At 67.1% G+C, this 15,286-nt stretch carries 15 protein-coding genes; 5 read left to right on the plus strand and 10 right to left on the minus strand.

All coding sequences use genetic code 11. The annotated features are described in order from the left end of the window. Nucleotides 1-10 precede the first annotated feature (10 nt). The gene (locus N5079_RS15270; RefSeq protein ID WP_261584418.1) at nucleotides 11-691 is read right to left on the minus strand and encodes an NADPH-dependent F420 reductase; all 681 of its coding nucleotides are present in this window, start codon (nucleotides 689-691) and stop codon (nucleotides 11-13) included. A 401-nt stretch (nucleotides 692-1,092) separates the two neighbouring features. Between N5079_RS15270 and N5079_RS15275 the strand changes: the two genes are divergently transcribed. Further along, nucleotides 1,093-1,221 carry a hypothetical protein gene (locus N5079_RS15275; protein WP_261584419.1) on the plus strand — a complete coding sequence of 43 codons (129 nt, stop codon included), beginning with the start codon at nucleotides 1,093-1,095 and terminating at the stop codon, nucleotides 1,219-1,221. Between the two features lie 316 nt (nucleotides 1,222-1,537). Continuing rightward, nucleotides 1,538-1,747: a hypothetical protein gene (locus N5079_RS15280; RefSeq protein ID WP_261584420.1), complete on the plus strand. Its 210-nt coding sequence runs from the start codon at nucleotides 1,538-1,540 to the stop codon at nucleotides 1,745-1,747. Between the two features lie 362 nt (nucleotides 1,748-2,109). On the opposite strand, the gene N5079_RS15285 is transcribed toward N5079_RS15280, so the two are convergent. From N5079_RS15285 to N5079_RS15295, 3 genes are all read right to left on the minus strand, one after another. Continuing rightward, complete coding sequence (locus tag N5079_RS15285; protein WP_261584421.1) at nucleotides 2,110-2,955, minus strand: bifunctional 5,10-methylenetetrahydrofolate dehydrogenase/5,10-methenyltetrahydrofolate cyclohydrolase; 846 nt, start codon at nucleotides 2,953-2,955, stop codon at nucleotides 2,110-2,112. After that, nucleotides 2,952-3,572 carry a cyclodeaminase/cyclohydrolase family protein gene (locus tag N5079_RS15290; RefSeq protein WP_261584422.1) on the minus strand — a complete coding sequence of 207 codons (621 nt, stop codon included), beginning with the start codon at nucleotides 3,570-3,572 and terminating at the stop codon, nucleotides 2,952-2,954. Before N5079_RS15290 ends, N5079_RS15285 begins: the two co-directional genes overlap by 4 nt. Nucleotides 3,573-3,778: 206 nt before the next feature. After that, entirely contained in the window at nucleotides 3,779-4,612 is an 834-nt protein-coding gene (locus tag N5079_RS15295) for a TIGR02391 family protein (protein ID WP_261584423.1), read from the minus strand. 259 nt (nucleotides 4,613-4,871) lie between these two features. On the opposite strand from N5079_RS15295, the gene N5079_RS15300 reads away from it, so the two are divergent. From N5079_RS15300 to N5079_RS15310, 3 genes are all read left to right on the plus strand, one after another. Next, entirely contained in the window at nucleotides 4,872-5,261 is a 390-nt protein-coding gene (locus N5079_RS15300; protein WP_261584424.1) for a hypothetical protein, read from the plus strand. A gap of 488 nt (nucleotides 5,262-5,749) precedes the next feature. Then, complete coding sequence (locus N5079_RS15305) at nucleotides 5,750-6,106, plus strand: nucleotide pyrophosphohydrolase (protein ID WP_261584425.1); 357 nt, start codon at nucleotides 5,750-5,752, stop codon at nucleotides 6,104-6,106. Between the two features lie 105 nt (nucleotides 6,107-6,211). Then, nucleotides 6,212-8,071, plus strand: a complete 1,860-nt coding sequence (locus N5079_RS15310) for a DUF2075 domain-containing protein (RefSeq protein WP_261584426.1) — start codon at nucleotides 6,212-6,214, stop codon at nucleotides 8,069-8,071. 162 nt (nucleotides 8,072-8,233) lie between these two features. Here N5079_RS15310 and N5079_RS15315 read toward each other — a convergent pair whose 3' ends face one another. The 6 genes from N5079_RS15315 to N5079_RS15340 all read right to left on the minus strand — a co-directional run bounded on the left by N5079_RS15315 (nucleotide 8,234) and on the right by N5079_RS15340 (nucleotide 15,267). Continuing rightward, a complete protein-coding gene (locus tag N5079_RS15315; RefSeq protein ID WP_261584427.1) occupies nucleotides 8,234-9,169 on the minus strand; it encodes a sulfotransferase in 936 nt (311 codons plus the stop codon). Continuing rightward, on the minus strand, nucleotides 9,166-10,662 hold the full coding sequence (locus N5079_RS15320; RefSeq protein WP_261584428.1) for a lipopolysaccharide biosynthesis protein: 1,497 nt from the start codon (nucleotides 10,660-10,662) through the stop codon (nucleotides 9,166-9,168). Before N5079_RS15320 ends, N5079_RS15315 begins: the two co-directional genes overlap by 4 nt. Then, nucleotides 10,650-11,507, minus strand: coding sequence for a sulfotransferase family protein (locus N5079_RS15325; protein ID WP_261584429.1), 858 nt, complete (start codon nucleotides 11,505-11,507; stop codon nucleotides 10,650-10,652). Before N5079_RS15325 ends, N5079_RS15320 begins: the two co-directional genes overlap by 13 nt. Before the next feature lie 63 nt (nucleotides 11,508-11,570). Next, on the minus strand, nucleotides 11,571-12,710 hold the full coding sequence (locus N5079_RS15330; RefSeq protein ID WP_261584430.1) for a hypothetical protein: 1,140 nt from the start codon (nucleotides 12,708-12,710) through the stop codon (nucleotides 11,571-11,573). Next, entirely contained in the window at nucleotides 12,707-14,056 is a 1,350-nt protein-coding gene (locus N5079_RS15335; RefSeq protein ID WP_261584431.1) for a hypothetical protein, read from the minus strand. Before N5079_RS15335 ends, N5079_RS15330 begins: the two co-directional genes overlap by 4 nt. After that, nucleotides 14,053-15,267, minus strand: coding sequence for a Wzz/FepE/Etk N-terminal domain-containing protein (locus N5079_RS15340; RefSeq protein ID WP_261584433.1), 1,215 nt, complete (start codon nucleotides 15,265-15,267; stop codon nucleotides 14,053-14,055). The genes N5079_RS15335 and N5079_RS15340 overlap by 4 nt, the downstream gene beginning before the upstream one ends. Between the last annotated feature and the right edge of the window lie 19 nt (nucleotides 15,268-15,286).

The following is a 15,286-nucleotide window of genomic DNA, read 5'->3' on the forward strand; positions in this document are numbered from 1 at the left end:
CGGCAGGGGGTCAGCGGCTGGCGGCGGCAAGGGCCTCACGGAGCACCGCGGCGTCGGCCTGCACTCCCGGTGTCTCCCAGACTTTCTCGTCGCCCCCCGAATAGATCAAGCCGTACGCGGGCGTCCCCGGCTGAAAGCGCCATCCCTCGGCCAGCGTCCCCGCGTCGACGGCGTCGTAGCCGATGCGGTCGAGGAAGGCCGTCACCTCGCCCTTCGCGCCCGCGTCGTCGCCCGCGATTGCGAGCGCGCTGCGGTCCGCGGCGCCGGACGGCCGGGCGAGCTCCCGCAGATGCTCGAAGTAGATGTTGTTGAAGACCTTGACGACCTTGGATGACGGGAGATGGCGCTGCAGCAGTTCGCTGGACGTGGTCGATTCGTCGTCCAGCTCGGGGAAGTTCCCATCCCGCTGGGAGTAGTAGTTGTTGGTGTCGATCACGGGCTTGCCGGAGAGCGGCTCCACGGGAACGTCGCGATAGGCCCGCAGCGGAATGCTCACGACCACCAGGTCGCCGGCCGCCGCGGCCTCGGCAGAGGTCGCCGCACGGGCCCTCGGCCCGAGCTCGTCGACCAGCTCCCGCAATGTCTCCGGACCGCGCGAGTTGCTCAGCACCACGTCATAGCCGGCCGCCACGGCGAGCCGGGCCACTGTGCCGCCGATGTTTCCGCTACCGATGAATCCCACAGTCGTCATGCGCGTTCCCAACTTTCGCCCGGCACCCGGTATTCCCTATCAGCTCCGATGGTTTCCGGCCAGCGCCCGCCGAACCCCTACCTCCTCGTCGTGGCACTCTTACCTGGAGATCGCCTGAGGGCCTCGACTCGGGCGATGTCGTCCGCGGGACAGCACCGCCGATCATTCTGGTGAGCATTAAGTAGGGGGTACTCTCCCGCGCCGCCTGGATCGGGCGTGACCATGAAGTCGATCTCTCGGGGAGCATCCCTGTCGCGCGGTCAGCCCGGGACGGTCAGTGTCCCAGGCGGCCGAAAGGGAGGACGGCATGGCGAAGGAACAGGTCGGCGAAATTCGCATCAGCAAGCGGATCGTCCGGATCGGGCACGAGGTCTACCGCTGGCGGCGCGGTCGTCGCCGCCGTGGAGTCCCAGCCGGGCCGGTTGAAGTCGCTCGGCAGCGCTATCGCCGGCGGCGCCAAGGACGCCGTCCTGTCAGTGGTCAAGGACGGCGTGGCCGCCCTGATCGTCGCCCTCGTAGGCCGGATGTGAGCGGGGGTCCTCACTGTTGTGGCCCGTGGCCTCACCAATGAGAATCGCTTCCAGAATCAGAGGCTTCGCAGCCCGCTGATGGCCGTCTGCGTACTCCGGTGCCCCACCCGACGGTTACCGCAGACGCCTTCAACCGTCGCCGTCGCGTTTCGGATCTCCAACCGCATTCGCTACTATCGATCTATGACTGCCGGGTTGGCCATGTGCCGCACACAGAACGGACACCCGGCCGCTGCTTGATCACCGCGCGGGCGAGAGGTCCGCCCCCGTTACGAGAAGTGCGTACAGCCACTCGTAACGGAAGGAGGTGACATACATGAGCTGGCAGTCTTTCCTCGCCCGTCACCAGGTTGGTGACGTCATCGAAGGCGTGGTGACCAGGGAAGTGCCGTTCGGTTCGTTCGTCGAGTCCGACGGCTTCACAGGTCTCGCGTACCAGGAGTCCTGGCCCGTCGGCACCCGCGTCTCGGTCCGGATCCTCGCGATCGACCCCGAGAAGCAGCGGTTCAGCCTGGCCTCGGCCTGAGTAAGCGCTGATCCGGGGGAAGCGGACTCCCCCGGATCAGCACCCACCGCATTATCACGGGCCCTCGTCCGAAGCACGTATTCAGCGAAGATCACGACTTACCACGTGATGCGAGGTGACGGGGCCAAAGACAGCAGAACGGATGGCGCAGAAATTTCCGAGCGTCGAGAGCAAAGAGGGCTGCTATCAGTAGCGACGCCGCCGCTTTGCGAAGCGCTCGGAAGTGAGCCCGGGAAGGTCCCTCCGGACGGTGGGGTCCCGGCTTGCGTTTCTCTTGAATGCTCTACCTGCCGCTCAGACGTGCAACCGGAATGATCCTGAAGCATGGATCACAGCCGCAGCAAGGATGTAGTCATCCGGCGTCAGCGGATCGAGGCGGCCTGCAGGGTGTGTTGCAACAGCAGTGCGGTGGTGACCGGACCGACCCCGCCAGGCACGGGGGTCAGGGCTCCGGCTTTCTCGGTGACTGAGGCGGCGTCGGCGTCCCCGACCAGACCACCTTCGGCGGTGGGGTTGGTGCCCACGTCGACCACCACCGCTCCAGGCCTGATGTGCTCGGCAGTGATCAGCCCGGCTCGGCCTACCGCGGCCACCACCACGTCGGCGGTGGAGGTAGCGGCTGCCAGGTCCTTGGTCCGCGAGTGGCACACGGTGACGGTCGCGTTCTTGTCCAGCAACAGGTGGGCGGCGGGCTTGCCGACCACGGTGGACCGGCCGACCACCGCGACATGCCGACCGGTCAGCTCGATCTTGTAGTGGTCCAGGATCGCCACCACCGCCTCTGCGGTCGCCGGGGCGAACGCCGAGAGCCCCGCCGCCAGACGGCCCAGGGACAGCGGGTTGGCGCCATCGATGTCCTTCTCGAACGCGATGGCACCGGCCATGTCCTCCAGCGTGGCCCCGTATGGCAGCGGCGTCTGGAGGATGACGCCGTGGACGGTCTCGTCGATGGACAGCGCGGCCAGTTCGCGGCGGATGTCGCCGGGAGCGGCGTCCGCGCCGAGGTCGATGATGTCGCAGGCTATCCCGACCTTCTCGGCGGCCTTGGCGATCGAGCGGACATACCAGGCGCTGGACTCGTCCGCCGTCGCGACGACGACCGCGAGCTTGGGCGGCCTCCCGGCCGCCGTCAGTTCGGCGGCCTTGGCGGCGGTCTCGGCGCGGATCGCGGCGGCGAGTTCCTTGCCGGACAGGATGGCGGCACTCATTTGCCGATCTCCTCGCGGACGGCGGCTGTGACGCGCTCGGCGCGGGCGACGATGTCGTCGACCTTGGCAACCTCGGTCGCCAGTTCGGCACGGGCCTGCTCATCCTTGATGCCGCCGAGGTTGATCTCGACGTTCACCCGGGCGGTGGTCGCCGCAGCCCGCGCGGCCTCGGTGGCGGCGGCGATGTCAGTGATGACGTTGCGGTTGCCGATGGGCAGGAGTTCCTCGGCCAACTCTGTGATCAGCTGGGCGACGGCGATGACCTCGGCCGGAGGCTTGCCCGCACCGATCAGCGCCCTCGCGATGGCAGCGGAGCGGGCAGCCTTGGCGTCCTCGGTCTCTTTGGAAAGCTTGTAGGCGTCGGTGACCGCGGTGAACGCCGCCGCGTCGTCCTCGGCCAGCCGTAGAGCGGTGGACCGCAGCTCGTCGGTCTCGGCGATGATCCGCTCGATGGTCAGCGTGTGCTCGGCGTGCTTCTCCCCAGTGCTGTATCGAGCGACCATTCCCAGCAGAGCCGCGGCCTGCGCCGCATGCAGAGCCGCCACCGCGCCCCCGCCCGGGGCCGGCACGCGGTCGGCGAGCCGTACCAAGAAGTCATTGATCTTTTCGTCGCGCATGAGCGCTCGTCCTTCGGTCGGTTAGGTCGCAGCGCGGTCACAAAGATCCTCCCACGCCCCAACGTTCGCCCGTATCCGGGCTGCGGTGCCCTGCGCGACAGCCGCGTCCGAACGCTGACCAAACCGTGGTGGTCGTTCCTACGGGTCAGACGACCTCGGAGGAGCAGCGGAGTAGGTGGAGAGATTTCCGCACGGCTTTACGCCGATCAGGTTGGCGGCGTAGCTCTGTCCAGTGCCCTATGGAGCGCGCTCGCGACCGAGAGCCATTCGATGATCTCGTCGACGCTGAAATTGGGGTCGGAAGGTCTATGTGCCCGGGGGTTGCGCGCTGCCCGATATAACGCCATCCCCAAATGCATGTAGCCATCCTGCTCGCTTATATCAGATCTTGTGGCGCCCTTGTTCAGGGCAACAATTCGCTTCTTTCCCAGAACCTCCGCTACCAAAGAAGCCCCATCGTCGTCTATTCCACTGAGTTTTCTGAGTCGAGCTCCGACGGTCTTGCACGCTTCTTCAACAGCTTCATCACCGTGGCCGCCGCGAAGTCTCGCTATAGCGGCTGTTTTGATAACGGGATGCAGGTGCTGGAGGCGAGCTTCAATGGCGGCTGCCTCGCCATGACCCCCGTTGGCGGTCGTGGGGTAGTTGATCTGCTGAAGAATGAACGCCTGGAGATGATGAACCAGTTCTTCACACGTTCTCTTGATTGGGCCCGATGCATATACCCAAGACGTGGTTCTCGGGCTTTTCGCTAGAGTTATTGCTAGGTAAGGATTGGGGGAGTCGTCGTCTTCTTCAAGGCGCGTTATGTCAACTGTGGTAACGTCTCGAATGTCATCGCCAAGATCGATCTTGGCGTTCAGTAGGGAGCTGTATTGTCCATGCAGGTTTCGTGATCCTTCAACCTTTATCTCGGTTTCAGCGTTGGGCCATTGGTCCGTGATTCGCTCAACCTCCCGGATGGTCTTTTCAATAAGAATCCAGTTCTGGTGATGGCCATGCGGGATAAGCGCATTCGCCGAGTAATCTTTCCTCGCCATGGTCAAGCCACCCCGTCTACGAGATCACCTTGAACACCGATGGCGCACAAGGAAGCTGCAGCTAACTCAATCTGACTCGTAGATCATTGTGGCAAGCATAGGCTCCGCTTGCCATCCAGTTGCTGCAGGAACCGGGTATCGCAGATTGGATGGTTGGCGGCGAGCGAGCCTGGTCTGGTCGGAGCGAGGGTGGCGTCGGTCGCCTGCTTGGCTCGGCCAGCCGTACACAGCGGAGCGCGTCTCCGATGCTCCAGGCCATGTGGGCACGCATGTTGAGCGTGGTCGCCGCGAGCGCGGCGTCGCCGGCTTCCAGGGCCCAACCGTGGGAGCGGTCGTTCCAGGCGAGCGCGGCGGCATGGTCTCCGGAGTCTTGGCACATCCACGCGAGGAACTGCGCGTACTGGCCGAGCATCGCGACTACCCGGTCGGCGAGCGGGCCAGAAGCGGCCTGGGCGAGGGAGGATGCGGTATCGAGCTGGGCTCGTACGATCGGCAGGAGCGGCCGGCTACCCAGGGTGTCTTCGACTCGACGGTGCTCCGCCAGGCAGCGTTCGAGCCAATCGATCGTGACGGAGTCCACCCGTTGCGGCTGTTCGATGGCCTTCGTAATGCGCTCGTACAGCTCAGCGTCGGGCGCGACAGAAGGTAGGGCGACCGAGGGAATCGGCGTACCCGGCTGGCGGGATCCTGCGAAGCGACGCCGGGCGGCTGTGGGCCACCCGCGAGCGGCCCTTCGACGCCACGGCGGAGGGGCAGGCGCGTTTCGGACCGTTGACGGTGATGACCTGGCGGAACTGTGCCGGTTGATCGCGGAGCAGGAGAGCTTGGCCGAGCTGGAATCTGCCTCGTGACCGGCGCTTCTGTCAGACGTGCCAGGCAGGCCGAAGGCCGGCGAGCGGTGCGAGGAGGCCGTGCGCCGCATCCCAGTTTCGGTCCTTCACCGAGGTACGGCAGGCGCTCAAGTTGGGCACACCTGGGCCTGTGAGATGACTTCCTTCGAGTCGTTGTCGTACGGTGCCGAGCCGCGTGGCCCCCGCCTCCAGGCACGGCGGCGCCTACCGGATTCACGACCTCGTGCCGCGGCCGACAGCAGCCACCGCGCTGCTCGATGTCAGCTGGTGAGTAGTGTCACGAGACGTGGCGACCGAGTTGGAGCAGTTGGCAGCACGACTACAGGAGTTCGCGCGGGCGCGGGACTGGGAGCAGTTCCACACGCCGAAGAACCTGGCGATGGCTCTCGCGGGCGAGGTCGGTGAGCTGGTAGCGGAGTTCCAGTGGCTGACGCCCGAGGAGTCGGGGAGCCTGAATGTGGAGACCGCCGATCGGGTCCGGTCCGAACTCGCCGACGTGACCGTCTACCTTCTTCGCCTTGCGAACGTGCTCGGCGTCGACCTGGTGGAGGCAGCCAACTCCAAGCTGGACGAGAGCGAGCGCCGTTACGATCCCGAGCTGTATCGCGGCTCCGCCCGCAAAGCACCTCCGCTAACCTCTTGATGACCATGTGATGCGGCCCGACGGGCTTCCGCGTTTGTACGGCTGACGCCGGAGCGGATACGCCCCCACCCGCACGAGATATCTCGTGCTGCCTGGGGGAAGCCCGTGACGGCGTTACGGCTGTCCGTCGAGAACCTGCTCGCGTCGCCCAACGAGGCAGCATTGGCCGAGCAGATCGCCGAGCATCTCCGTATGACCACCGGCCGCGGTGCCTCGCCTTCCGAAGCCAGGTCGTGGCAGCGAAGCCTTCCTCTCCTCGCCCGGGACCTTGCCGATGCCGGCCTGCGGCGGGTGGAAGTGCTGGTGGAGTACAAGCTGCCGTTGACCAGCAAGCGCGCCGACGTAGTGCTGGCCGGCGTCCATCCGCGCACCGGTGAAGACTCCTATGTGGTTGTGGAGCTCAAGCAGTGGAGTCGTGCCGAGCCGTCCGACCAGGGCGAGCACCTGGTCATCGTGGAAGGCATGCCGGGGAGGGAGACACTTCACCCGGCCGAGCAGGTGCGCCGGTATTGCGAGTACATGTGCGACTTCTTGGGTGTCCTCAAGGATCGGCCGAACTCTGTGCATGGAGCCGCCTACCTCCACAACGCCATGGATCTTGACGTGGACGGCCTTGGCGAGCGGGTGCGTGACGAACGGAGCAGACTCTTCACGAAGCAGCGCCGAGGTGAGTTCCACAAGTACCTGCGGGAGCGGCTTGCCGACAAGCCCGGCGCCGAAGCGGCCGACCGGCTCCTGAGCAGCCCGGTAGCGCCGAGCAAGCAGCTCATGGCACATGCGGCCACAGAAATCCGCGAGCGTGAGCAGTTCACCCTCCTTGACGAGCAGCAGGTCGCTTACGAGCTGGTCATGCGTGCTGTCGACAGAGCGCGTCGGGACGATTTCAAGCAGGTCGTCATAGTTACCGGAGGCCCCGGCAGCGGCAAGAGCGTGATCGCCTTGTCCTTGCTCGGCGAGCTCTACAGGCAGAGCCGGACCGCTTTGCACGCGACCGGCTCGCAGTCGTTCACCCAAACCATGCGCCGCTATCCCGGCCGAGGCAGCACGCGGATCAAGAATCTGTTCATGTACTTCAACAGCTTCACCAGCGCCGAGCAGAACAGCCTGGACGTGCTGATCTGCGATGAAGCTCACCGTATCCGCGAGACCTCGACCAACCGATTCACGCCGGCGGCCAAGCGCAATGGCCGCTCACAGCTCGATGAGTTGATGGCCGCCGCCCGGGTGCCGGTCTTCCTGCTGGACGAGCACCAGGTCGTACGGCCTGGTGAAATCGGCACTGTGCAGGTTATCGAGCAGTACGCCCGGTCGCGAGGTTATGCGGTCAACCGTGTCTCCTTGGACGAGCAGTTCCGTTGCGGCGGCAGCCGCAAATACGAGCAGTGGGTGCTGCGCTTGCTTGGTCTTGATGGCGGAGGGCCGGTGGCGTGGGACGGCGACAACGATTTTCAGGTACGGCTCGCGCGCTCTCCTCAGGAACTCGAGGCGGCACTCCACGCCAAGCCAGGCACCGCGCGAATGACCGCTGGGTATTGCTGGCCGTGGAGCGACCCGCGGTCCGATGACTCCCTTGTGAACGATGTCGTGATCGGGGATTGGTCACGCCCGTGGAATGTCAAAAAGGAGCGTGCGGTTGGCGATGCACCGCCCAGCATGCTCTGGGCCACCGAACCGAGCGGTTTCGGCCAGGTCGGATGCGTCTATACCGCTCAGGGCTTCGAGTACGACTGGTCCGGCGTCATCATCGGCCCTGACCTGAGTGTCAGCGACGGAAAGTTGGTCACAGTGCGAAAGGAGAACAGGGATCCGGCTTTCAAGAGCCAGAAGGCGGTGTCAGATGATGACTTCGACCAACTCGCGCGCAACGTGTACAAGGTCCTGCTCACTCGTGGAATGCGAGGGACCGTCATCTACGCTGTAGACCCTGGCCTCCGTGATTTCCTCGCGGAGCTGATCCCTGCTTGATGGTTTAAACGATCAGGTCAGCTGAGTGCTTCCGGCTCGGAACGATCGATCAGCGTTGCCAAGAACGGTCAGGCCCGGTGATGGCTACATGCCGAGGAGCCAGCGGAAACTCGTAGCCGCAGGCGAACTCGCAGTCCACGCGCCATAGCTTCTGGCCGCAGGTCAAGTGGCCGGTAGCGAGGTAAGGGTTTCGACGTGGGCGATCTCCTCGGGCGACAGGCGGCGCCGATATGCGCTGAGTGCTTGGCGGGAGTCCATTGGGCGGTAGGCCGTTCTCGACAGGCCTGTCCAGGTAAAGCCCTTCCGGGGCTTTGGCCCGGTGGGTGGTCTTCCGGTGCAGGCCGCCGCTATCCGTTGGGCTGCGCGAGGCGACCACGGCAGCCTGGACCAGTCGTAAAGGTCGCGGAAGCCGTCCATAGGGGCCGAGGCGAGCTGCTCGTAGCTGACGACCCTGATGTTCGGCGTCCGGGCGGCCAACTCGTCGATCACCTGGCGCGCCACCTTCCACAGCGCCGCCGCCTTGGCGATACGGTCCTGTGAGCCGACGAGGGGCCGCAGTTCCTCCACGCAGGGGTGGGCCCGCACGAGAAGCGGCTGTTCGAGCAGTTCGTGGAAGTACACCGTCCATCCGAGCCGCTGCCAGCTCCCCACGAACGACACAGGGTCCCGTACCAGGATGACGACCTGGCAGCCGAGACGCTTCGCGAACCACTCGGCGGAGAACAGCGCGAAGGGGTCGTCGAGGAGGGCCCGCCTTCCCAGCAGCCGGCCGATACCGAACGCCGTGCCGTACTTGGCCATTCGGGCCAGGTCGTAGGGGCGGTGGTTGCGGCGAAGCTCGGCTATCCAGCGGTAACGGAGCGCGACCGTCCGGGAGAACGCCTCCAGCCAGGGAGTTTCGTTGTCACGGCAGATGTACTGGAACCGGTGGGTGACCGACGCTGCCAGCACGCCGGGGGAGTGGCCGGGCGGGTGCTGCGGGTTGAGGGGCTCGTTGACGTAGACCAGCTGGCCGCTCGCCGCGAGCATCTTCCCCACCCAGCTCGTGCCGCTGCGGGGAAGCCCGGTGACCAGCACGGGCGGCCCGGACGCCGTCATGCGGGCACCCTGGACAGTCGGAACGCCGTCGAGGAGTGCCTGCCGAAGGGACGCAGGCCGTACCGGCGGGAGATCTGGACCAGCGGCAGCAGGTTCTTCACAAGGACTCCGCCTGACCAGCCAAGAGCGGCCCCGAGGGCGCCGTGAGGCGGCACCAGCAGCACGTCGAGCACGATGGTCGCGGCCACGGCGACGGCGGTGTTGACGAGGCTCGCCGTCGTGCGTCCCGAGGCGATGAGCACCACGTCGACCATGCCGCAGGCGGTGGCGACCATCATGGTCCCGGAGAGCACGAGCGCGACGGCCACGCCGCTCGCGTATGCGGGGCCGAAGAGCGGCAGCAACCACGGCGCGAGGGCGGCGTAGCCCAGCCAGATCGGCCATGTCAGCGCGACCAGCCACATCGTCGTGGTCTGGTACAGCTCCCGTGCTCGGGCCAGGTCGCCCTCGGTGAGTGCTCTGACGAGCCGGGGCTGTACGGCCTGCGCCAAGCCCTGGTTGGCGAGTTGTCCGACGACCTTGAACCGGGTCACAGCCGTGTAGACAGCGGCGGGCGCCGGCCCGGCGAGCACGGCGACGATCACGATGTCGAGCCGCTGGAACACCGACTGGATCGCCGCGGCGGCCGAGCGCGGGGCGGTGTACCGCCAGAACGCCCCCGTGTCCTGCCAGAACCTCCCCGCGTCCCGTTCAACTGTCTCAGTGCGTTGTCGGCGAATCCGGCTCACCCAGGAGAACCTGCTGGCGCGCTGCCGGAACGATCTGGTGTCTTGCCGGAACGCCACCACCCTTTCGCGCATGTGCGGCTTCTGTGTCTCTCCGCGGCCGTACGGCTTGCGGCGCCGCAGCCAGAGGGCGGCAAGGAGAGCCCCGGGAAGGGCGGGCAATGCCCATACACCGACCAGGGCCCACAGGGAGATACCCGCGAGGGCGCCAACCGTGACGAGGACGAGTTGGCCCAGCGGTTGGGCGAGGCCGTCGAGCAGCAGGGTCGGCCGCATCGAGCCGAGGCCGCGCGTGACGGACACGAGCACGTCCGCCAGCACGACCACCGGGAGGATCGCGCCCAGCACCACCCATACGCCGCTCGGCACGCCGGTCAGGTCGCGCAGCGAATCGCCGGAGACGGCGACAGCGCACGCCGCCAGGATCGAGAGCACGATCACCGGTGGCAGAGCCGTCCACAGAACCGCCCGCGTGTGAGGCCTCTCGGGCTCATGGCCCTGCTCACGGTTCGTTCGCGCCAGGGCGTAGATCAGGCCGTTGCCGGTGTCGAGACGTAGGATCCCGGCGAGCATGAGGCACAGCGCCGTCGCCGTGAAGAAGGCCCCGGCTGAGTCCGGGTCCAGTGACCTCGTGACCACGAGCACGATCAGGAACTGGCTCGTCGCGTTGGCTCCCGCCGCCGCGATCCCGGCAAGGCTGCCCCGGGCCAGTCCGGCTCGGAGACCGCTGACCGGCGCGGCTTCGAAATAGTCGGTCACCGGCGCCATGAAGGCTCTGCTCCCAGCCAGGGCTCCAGGAGGGCGTCCCAGGGGGCGAAGTACTCGTTGAGCTTCTGCCGTACCTTGGCCGGCATGTCCGAGGTGCGCGGCTGCGCGTTGTGGGCCTCGAACACCGGGTCACCCAACCGAGGGAGTCCTAGGAACTCCAGCACTCGGTCGTACACCGGTTCGGGATCGCGGAAGAATACGCCGCTGTCGAGCACGAGCACCCGGTCGCGGCCGACCAGGAGCTCCAGCCGGGAGAGTTGCTCGGCATAGCGCCCACGGGCCAAGTACGCATGATGCTGGTGGGCGTGGCTCACGTAGTGCGGAGAGGCGCACAGCCGATTGGCTTCGCCCGCGAGCCGTTCCGCCTCCAGATCCAGGGCACGCTCGAACGACGGCTCGGTCTCGAAGCCCCGCGCCAGCTCGTGAGCATGGGCGGAGCAGGCCCGCTCGACCGGGTCTCGCACGAGCACGATGAGCTTGACCCCGGGCAGGTCCCAGGCGATCCGGGCCGCCGCCAGAGGGTGGAACAGGTAGTACGGTGACGACTCGAACGCCTGGGGGCGGTAGCCGTACCGGCGGTGCAGCTTCGCAGCGGTCGCCTTGAGCGGGAAGTGGGCCTGATACCAGGACAGGCTCCGGTCATAGGCCACGTCGAAGTAGTGCACGCCCTTGCGCAGCACCGGCTTCACTATCAGCGGATGCTGGGCGAGCGCCCGATAGAGCGACGTGGTCCCGCACCGCTGCGCCCCGATGATGAGGAATGACGGCAGCATCCGCGCGCCCACGGTGATGCGCCCCGTGGTGAGGGAGACGGCATGCGCCGAGCGCTTGAACGATGACCTCACGGCGATGACCTCACAGCGACCTCGCAGGGGTGGTCCACAGCGATGCACGTCACGGCGATGACCTCACAGCAGGCCCTCCAGGTGGTCGACGACAGGGTTGAGCCATCGGGACGACGGGCCGAGGGGCTCGTGGCCGTCCCGGTGGTGCCGGTCGGCGATGGTGATCAGGTAGTGGGCGGCTGTACGGCGGGCCTCGGCGGTGGACAGACCGAAGGGCTCCAGGACCCTGCCCGACTGCGCGAGGCAGGCATGCGCCGCCGTCGCGGGCTTCATCCGGCGCAGCGCGCGATGGAAGAAGTAGTGCAGGGCGTCGAAGCCGAAGGGCACGCCGCTGCCGAAACGCTCCCAGTCCCACACGAGCAGCCGCCCGTCCGCCGCCGCCGAGACGTTCCACGGCGCGAGGTCCCCATGCCATCCCCACGCCGCCCCGCCGGCGCACGCTCCGGTGCACACTCCGGCGTGATCATGCACAGGTTCCGCCGACCTGGTTTCGACCTGCGAAAACGCAATTCGTGATCGTGCAGACGTTCCCGCCCATGCCCGCTCACCTTGCCAAACAGGGTTCGTGATCATGCGGCCACGGCCGAGGGCCGCGATCTCGGCCACGGCGGTGTTGAGCAGATCCATCGGAACTCGCCGGGACGTGACCGGCAGCGGCGACACCACCAGGACGTCGAGCCCGCGCCAGACCCCCTGATGCTGCACGGTCGGCGGCACGACGACCTTCAGCGGACGGGTGGTGAGCATCCGCAGCACCTCGGCCTCGTGCCGGACGAGATCCCGCGCTTTGTCCGAGTCGCCGACCTTGACGTACCCCACGAGGCCTCCCGGCCCGTGCGCCTCCAGGACCGGCTTGCGGTTGGCCCGGCGGGCCGGCCGTACATGGACGACCACGTGGATGGGCTGGCTCAGCACGTCACTCAGGTACGTCTCGATGGTGTCCGGCCCGTCCGGGACGACCACACGGCGGCCCAGCACCGAGTGCCACGGGGCGCGCGGCACCAGCAGCCGGGGAACCAGCCGGTGCGGCAACACCGTGCGCGCGGTCGTGGTGACTCTCTCCCCGGGCGCATCCCGGATCTCCAGGTGCGGCTCCAGGGCTTCCTGGACCTCAGTGTCTTGCGAGCGGCGCGCGATGGTCTCTGGATAGAGCATGGCGAGGACCTCCTGGAGATATCGCAGGCGAATACGGGCGTCCCTCATGAGTTCCTCGTAAGTCCCCATGTATGCCCCGCCGGTGCCTGGCTGCCGGTCGCAAGTCGCCCCGGCACTCCGTCGCTGGGTAAAAACTGGGCATTCCGCCAGAGGAGGGCGAACGAGATCAGATACAGGCTCAGGGCGCTGATCAGGCCGTCGTAGACGAACATGTAGAAGAGCACAAGGATCATGACGAGTGTCCCGGCCTGGCCGATCGGCGTCCGGTCGCGCCAGAACCGGCGGACCGCGCCCGTGAAGAAGCCGACGTACAGCAGGGCCCCGGCGAAGCCCTGGCTGATCAGCAGCAGCCACAACTGCCCGTCGCTGCCCAGCGGGGGATGGCCGCACTCCTCACACCAGCGGGTCTTGCCCGTCGTGACCGTGCGGTGGTTGCCGAGGGCGTTGCGGGTGTTGCCGTACCCGATGACCGGGGACATGGCGGCCACCCGCACGGTGGACGTCACCGTGAAGGCCCGGATGTCATTGCTCCGTGGGCTGTCGAGCCGCTGGCCGACCATCGTGCTCAGCGGAGACAGCACGAACACCGCCCCGGCGACCGCGACAGCTGTACCGACCACAAGCGGACGGCGGCTCCGAAGCGCGAGATAGGCCGCGGAGATGGCCAGCCCGATCCACAGGCCGCGGTTGAGCGAATAGACGATCGGGATCGCGGCGACGGCGAGCAACAGCGGCGCCACCACCCGCCGGTACGGCCCGCCGTACGCCCACCAGCCGACCACGAACCAGATGACCAGCACAGACACATTGCTGCCCCAGGCGTTGGCCCACTCGAACGGCGCCTCGGGGCGCGGCGAGGCGTGGCCCAGCACGTGCTGGATCTGCGCGGCCGTCGGGTGGATGAGGTTCCGCACGAACGAGTTGCCGCCGATCCACTCCGGCAGCGCCATCTCCAGCGGCGACGTGAACTGGAACCGGGGAGCGAGGACGCCCAGCAGCCCGCCGGCCACCGTCGTCACGAACAGCACGCCGAGCATCCGGACGAGCCTGAGCTGCGGCAACTCCTCCAGGGTCAGATTCCCCAGGTAGAGCACCATGACCAGAAGCGCGACATAGACGGCCAGACGCATCAGGTAGCCGATGATCCGGCCCGGGGCCAGCTCGCCGTACGTCCCCGGCGGCGTCTCCGCGAGCGTGAGCGCGCTGATCAGATATCCGGCCAGCAGCAGCATCCAGAGTCCGAAGCCCTTCGGAATTTTGATCGGCCGCCTTCGCCAGAGCACCACGGCCATCGGTACGGCGAGCACGACGACCGCCAGACCGCCGAAGCCGAGCGCCCACCAGAAGGGATAGCCGACCAGCAGCGCCGCGATCGGCCACACGGCAGGCCTCACGCCGCTTGCTCCGCCGGGTCGGGCTCGGGCACGGACAGCCGGGGCGGTACGGTCACCGCGCCGAGCACCCGGGTGCCCTGCCTGGTCAGTTGCCGTACGGCTCTCGCCACCTGGGTGGAGGTGGCTCTCCTGAGGCCGACGAGCAGCACCGCCGCGTCCGGACGGGCGCCGCGGCGGGTCACGACCGAGACCGGTGCGAGAGGCGTCAGCGCCGAGCCCAGCCCCCTGGCCATCGGCCTGGCGTGGCTCTCCGCGCAGATCCCTTCCAGGAGAAGTGTGTGGTACTCGTCGTCACCCAGTGAGGTCGCCACCGTGGCGGCCAGCTCGGGGAAGATCGACGAGTCGGGCCGGGGCGGCAGCTCGGCGAGCAGCGGCAGCCCGGTCAGCCGCTCCACGTCGGCCGCGGTGCGGAGGCGGGTGTCGAGCCGGTCCCGGCCGAAGGCCGCGCCCGCGCCGGCGAGAAGGCCGAGGAACAGCCCGCTGCCGAGATAGACGAGGACGCTGGGCGCGCTCGGCCTGGTGGGCGGCTGGGCCGGGCTGATGACGGTGCCCGGCGTGATCGCGATGGTCTTGAGCGCGTCGTATTTGAGTGTGAGGCTGGACGCCTGGCGGGCCAGGACGGCCTGCTGATGTGCGGCCATCGTCCGGGCGGCCGAGCCCCGAAGCTGCACAGGACCCGTGGTGACGGTCTTGCCGAGGTCGGCGTTGACCTGGCGCAGCTTGGCGGCGAGGACCTTCAGCCCGGCGTTGATCGTGTCCGTGGCCGCGCGGGAACGGTTGCGCAAATAGGCGTCGGCGAATGCCTGCGCGCCCGCGGCGGCCGACAGCGGATCAGGTGCGGTGAACGAAATAGATAAAATTGCCGAATTAGGCGGAACGTCCACGGTGACCCGGTCCCGCAGGCCCGCCGGATCGGTATTTTTCAGATTCTGACCAGCTATCGACGCGACGACCATGGATTGTGCGATCTGTGATTCGGTGTCGAGATTGAGTGGTTCTCGTTGCCGTGGGGTCACTTGGTTGATCTGCTCCTGCGCGCCGGTCGGAAGCACCTGCACCTGCGCCACCGAGGTGTATTGCGGGGGAGTCCGCACAAACAGCACGCCGCCCCCCGCAACCCCAGCCATCAGGCAGATCACGAAGAGCAGGCGCCTGCGGCGGAGCACCGAACCGTACTCCGCGAGGTCCCGGCTGTGCGGGGGCAGACCCATGGAAACTCTCCGTGCCCTT

Origin of the sequence: Planotetraspora sp. A-T 1434 (assembly GCF_025420585.1) — a bacterium.
In the GTDB taxonomy this organism is placed as follows: Bacteria; Actinomycetota; Actinomycetes; order Streptosporangiales; family Streptosporangiaceae; genus JAOEGB01.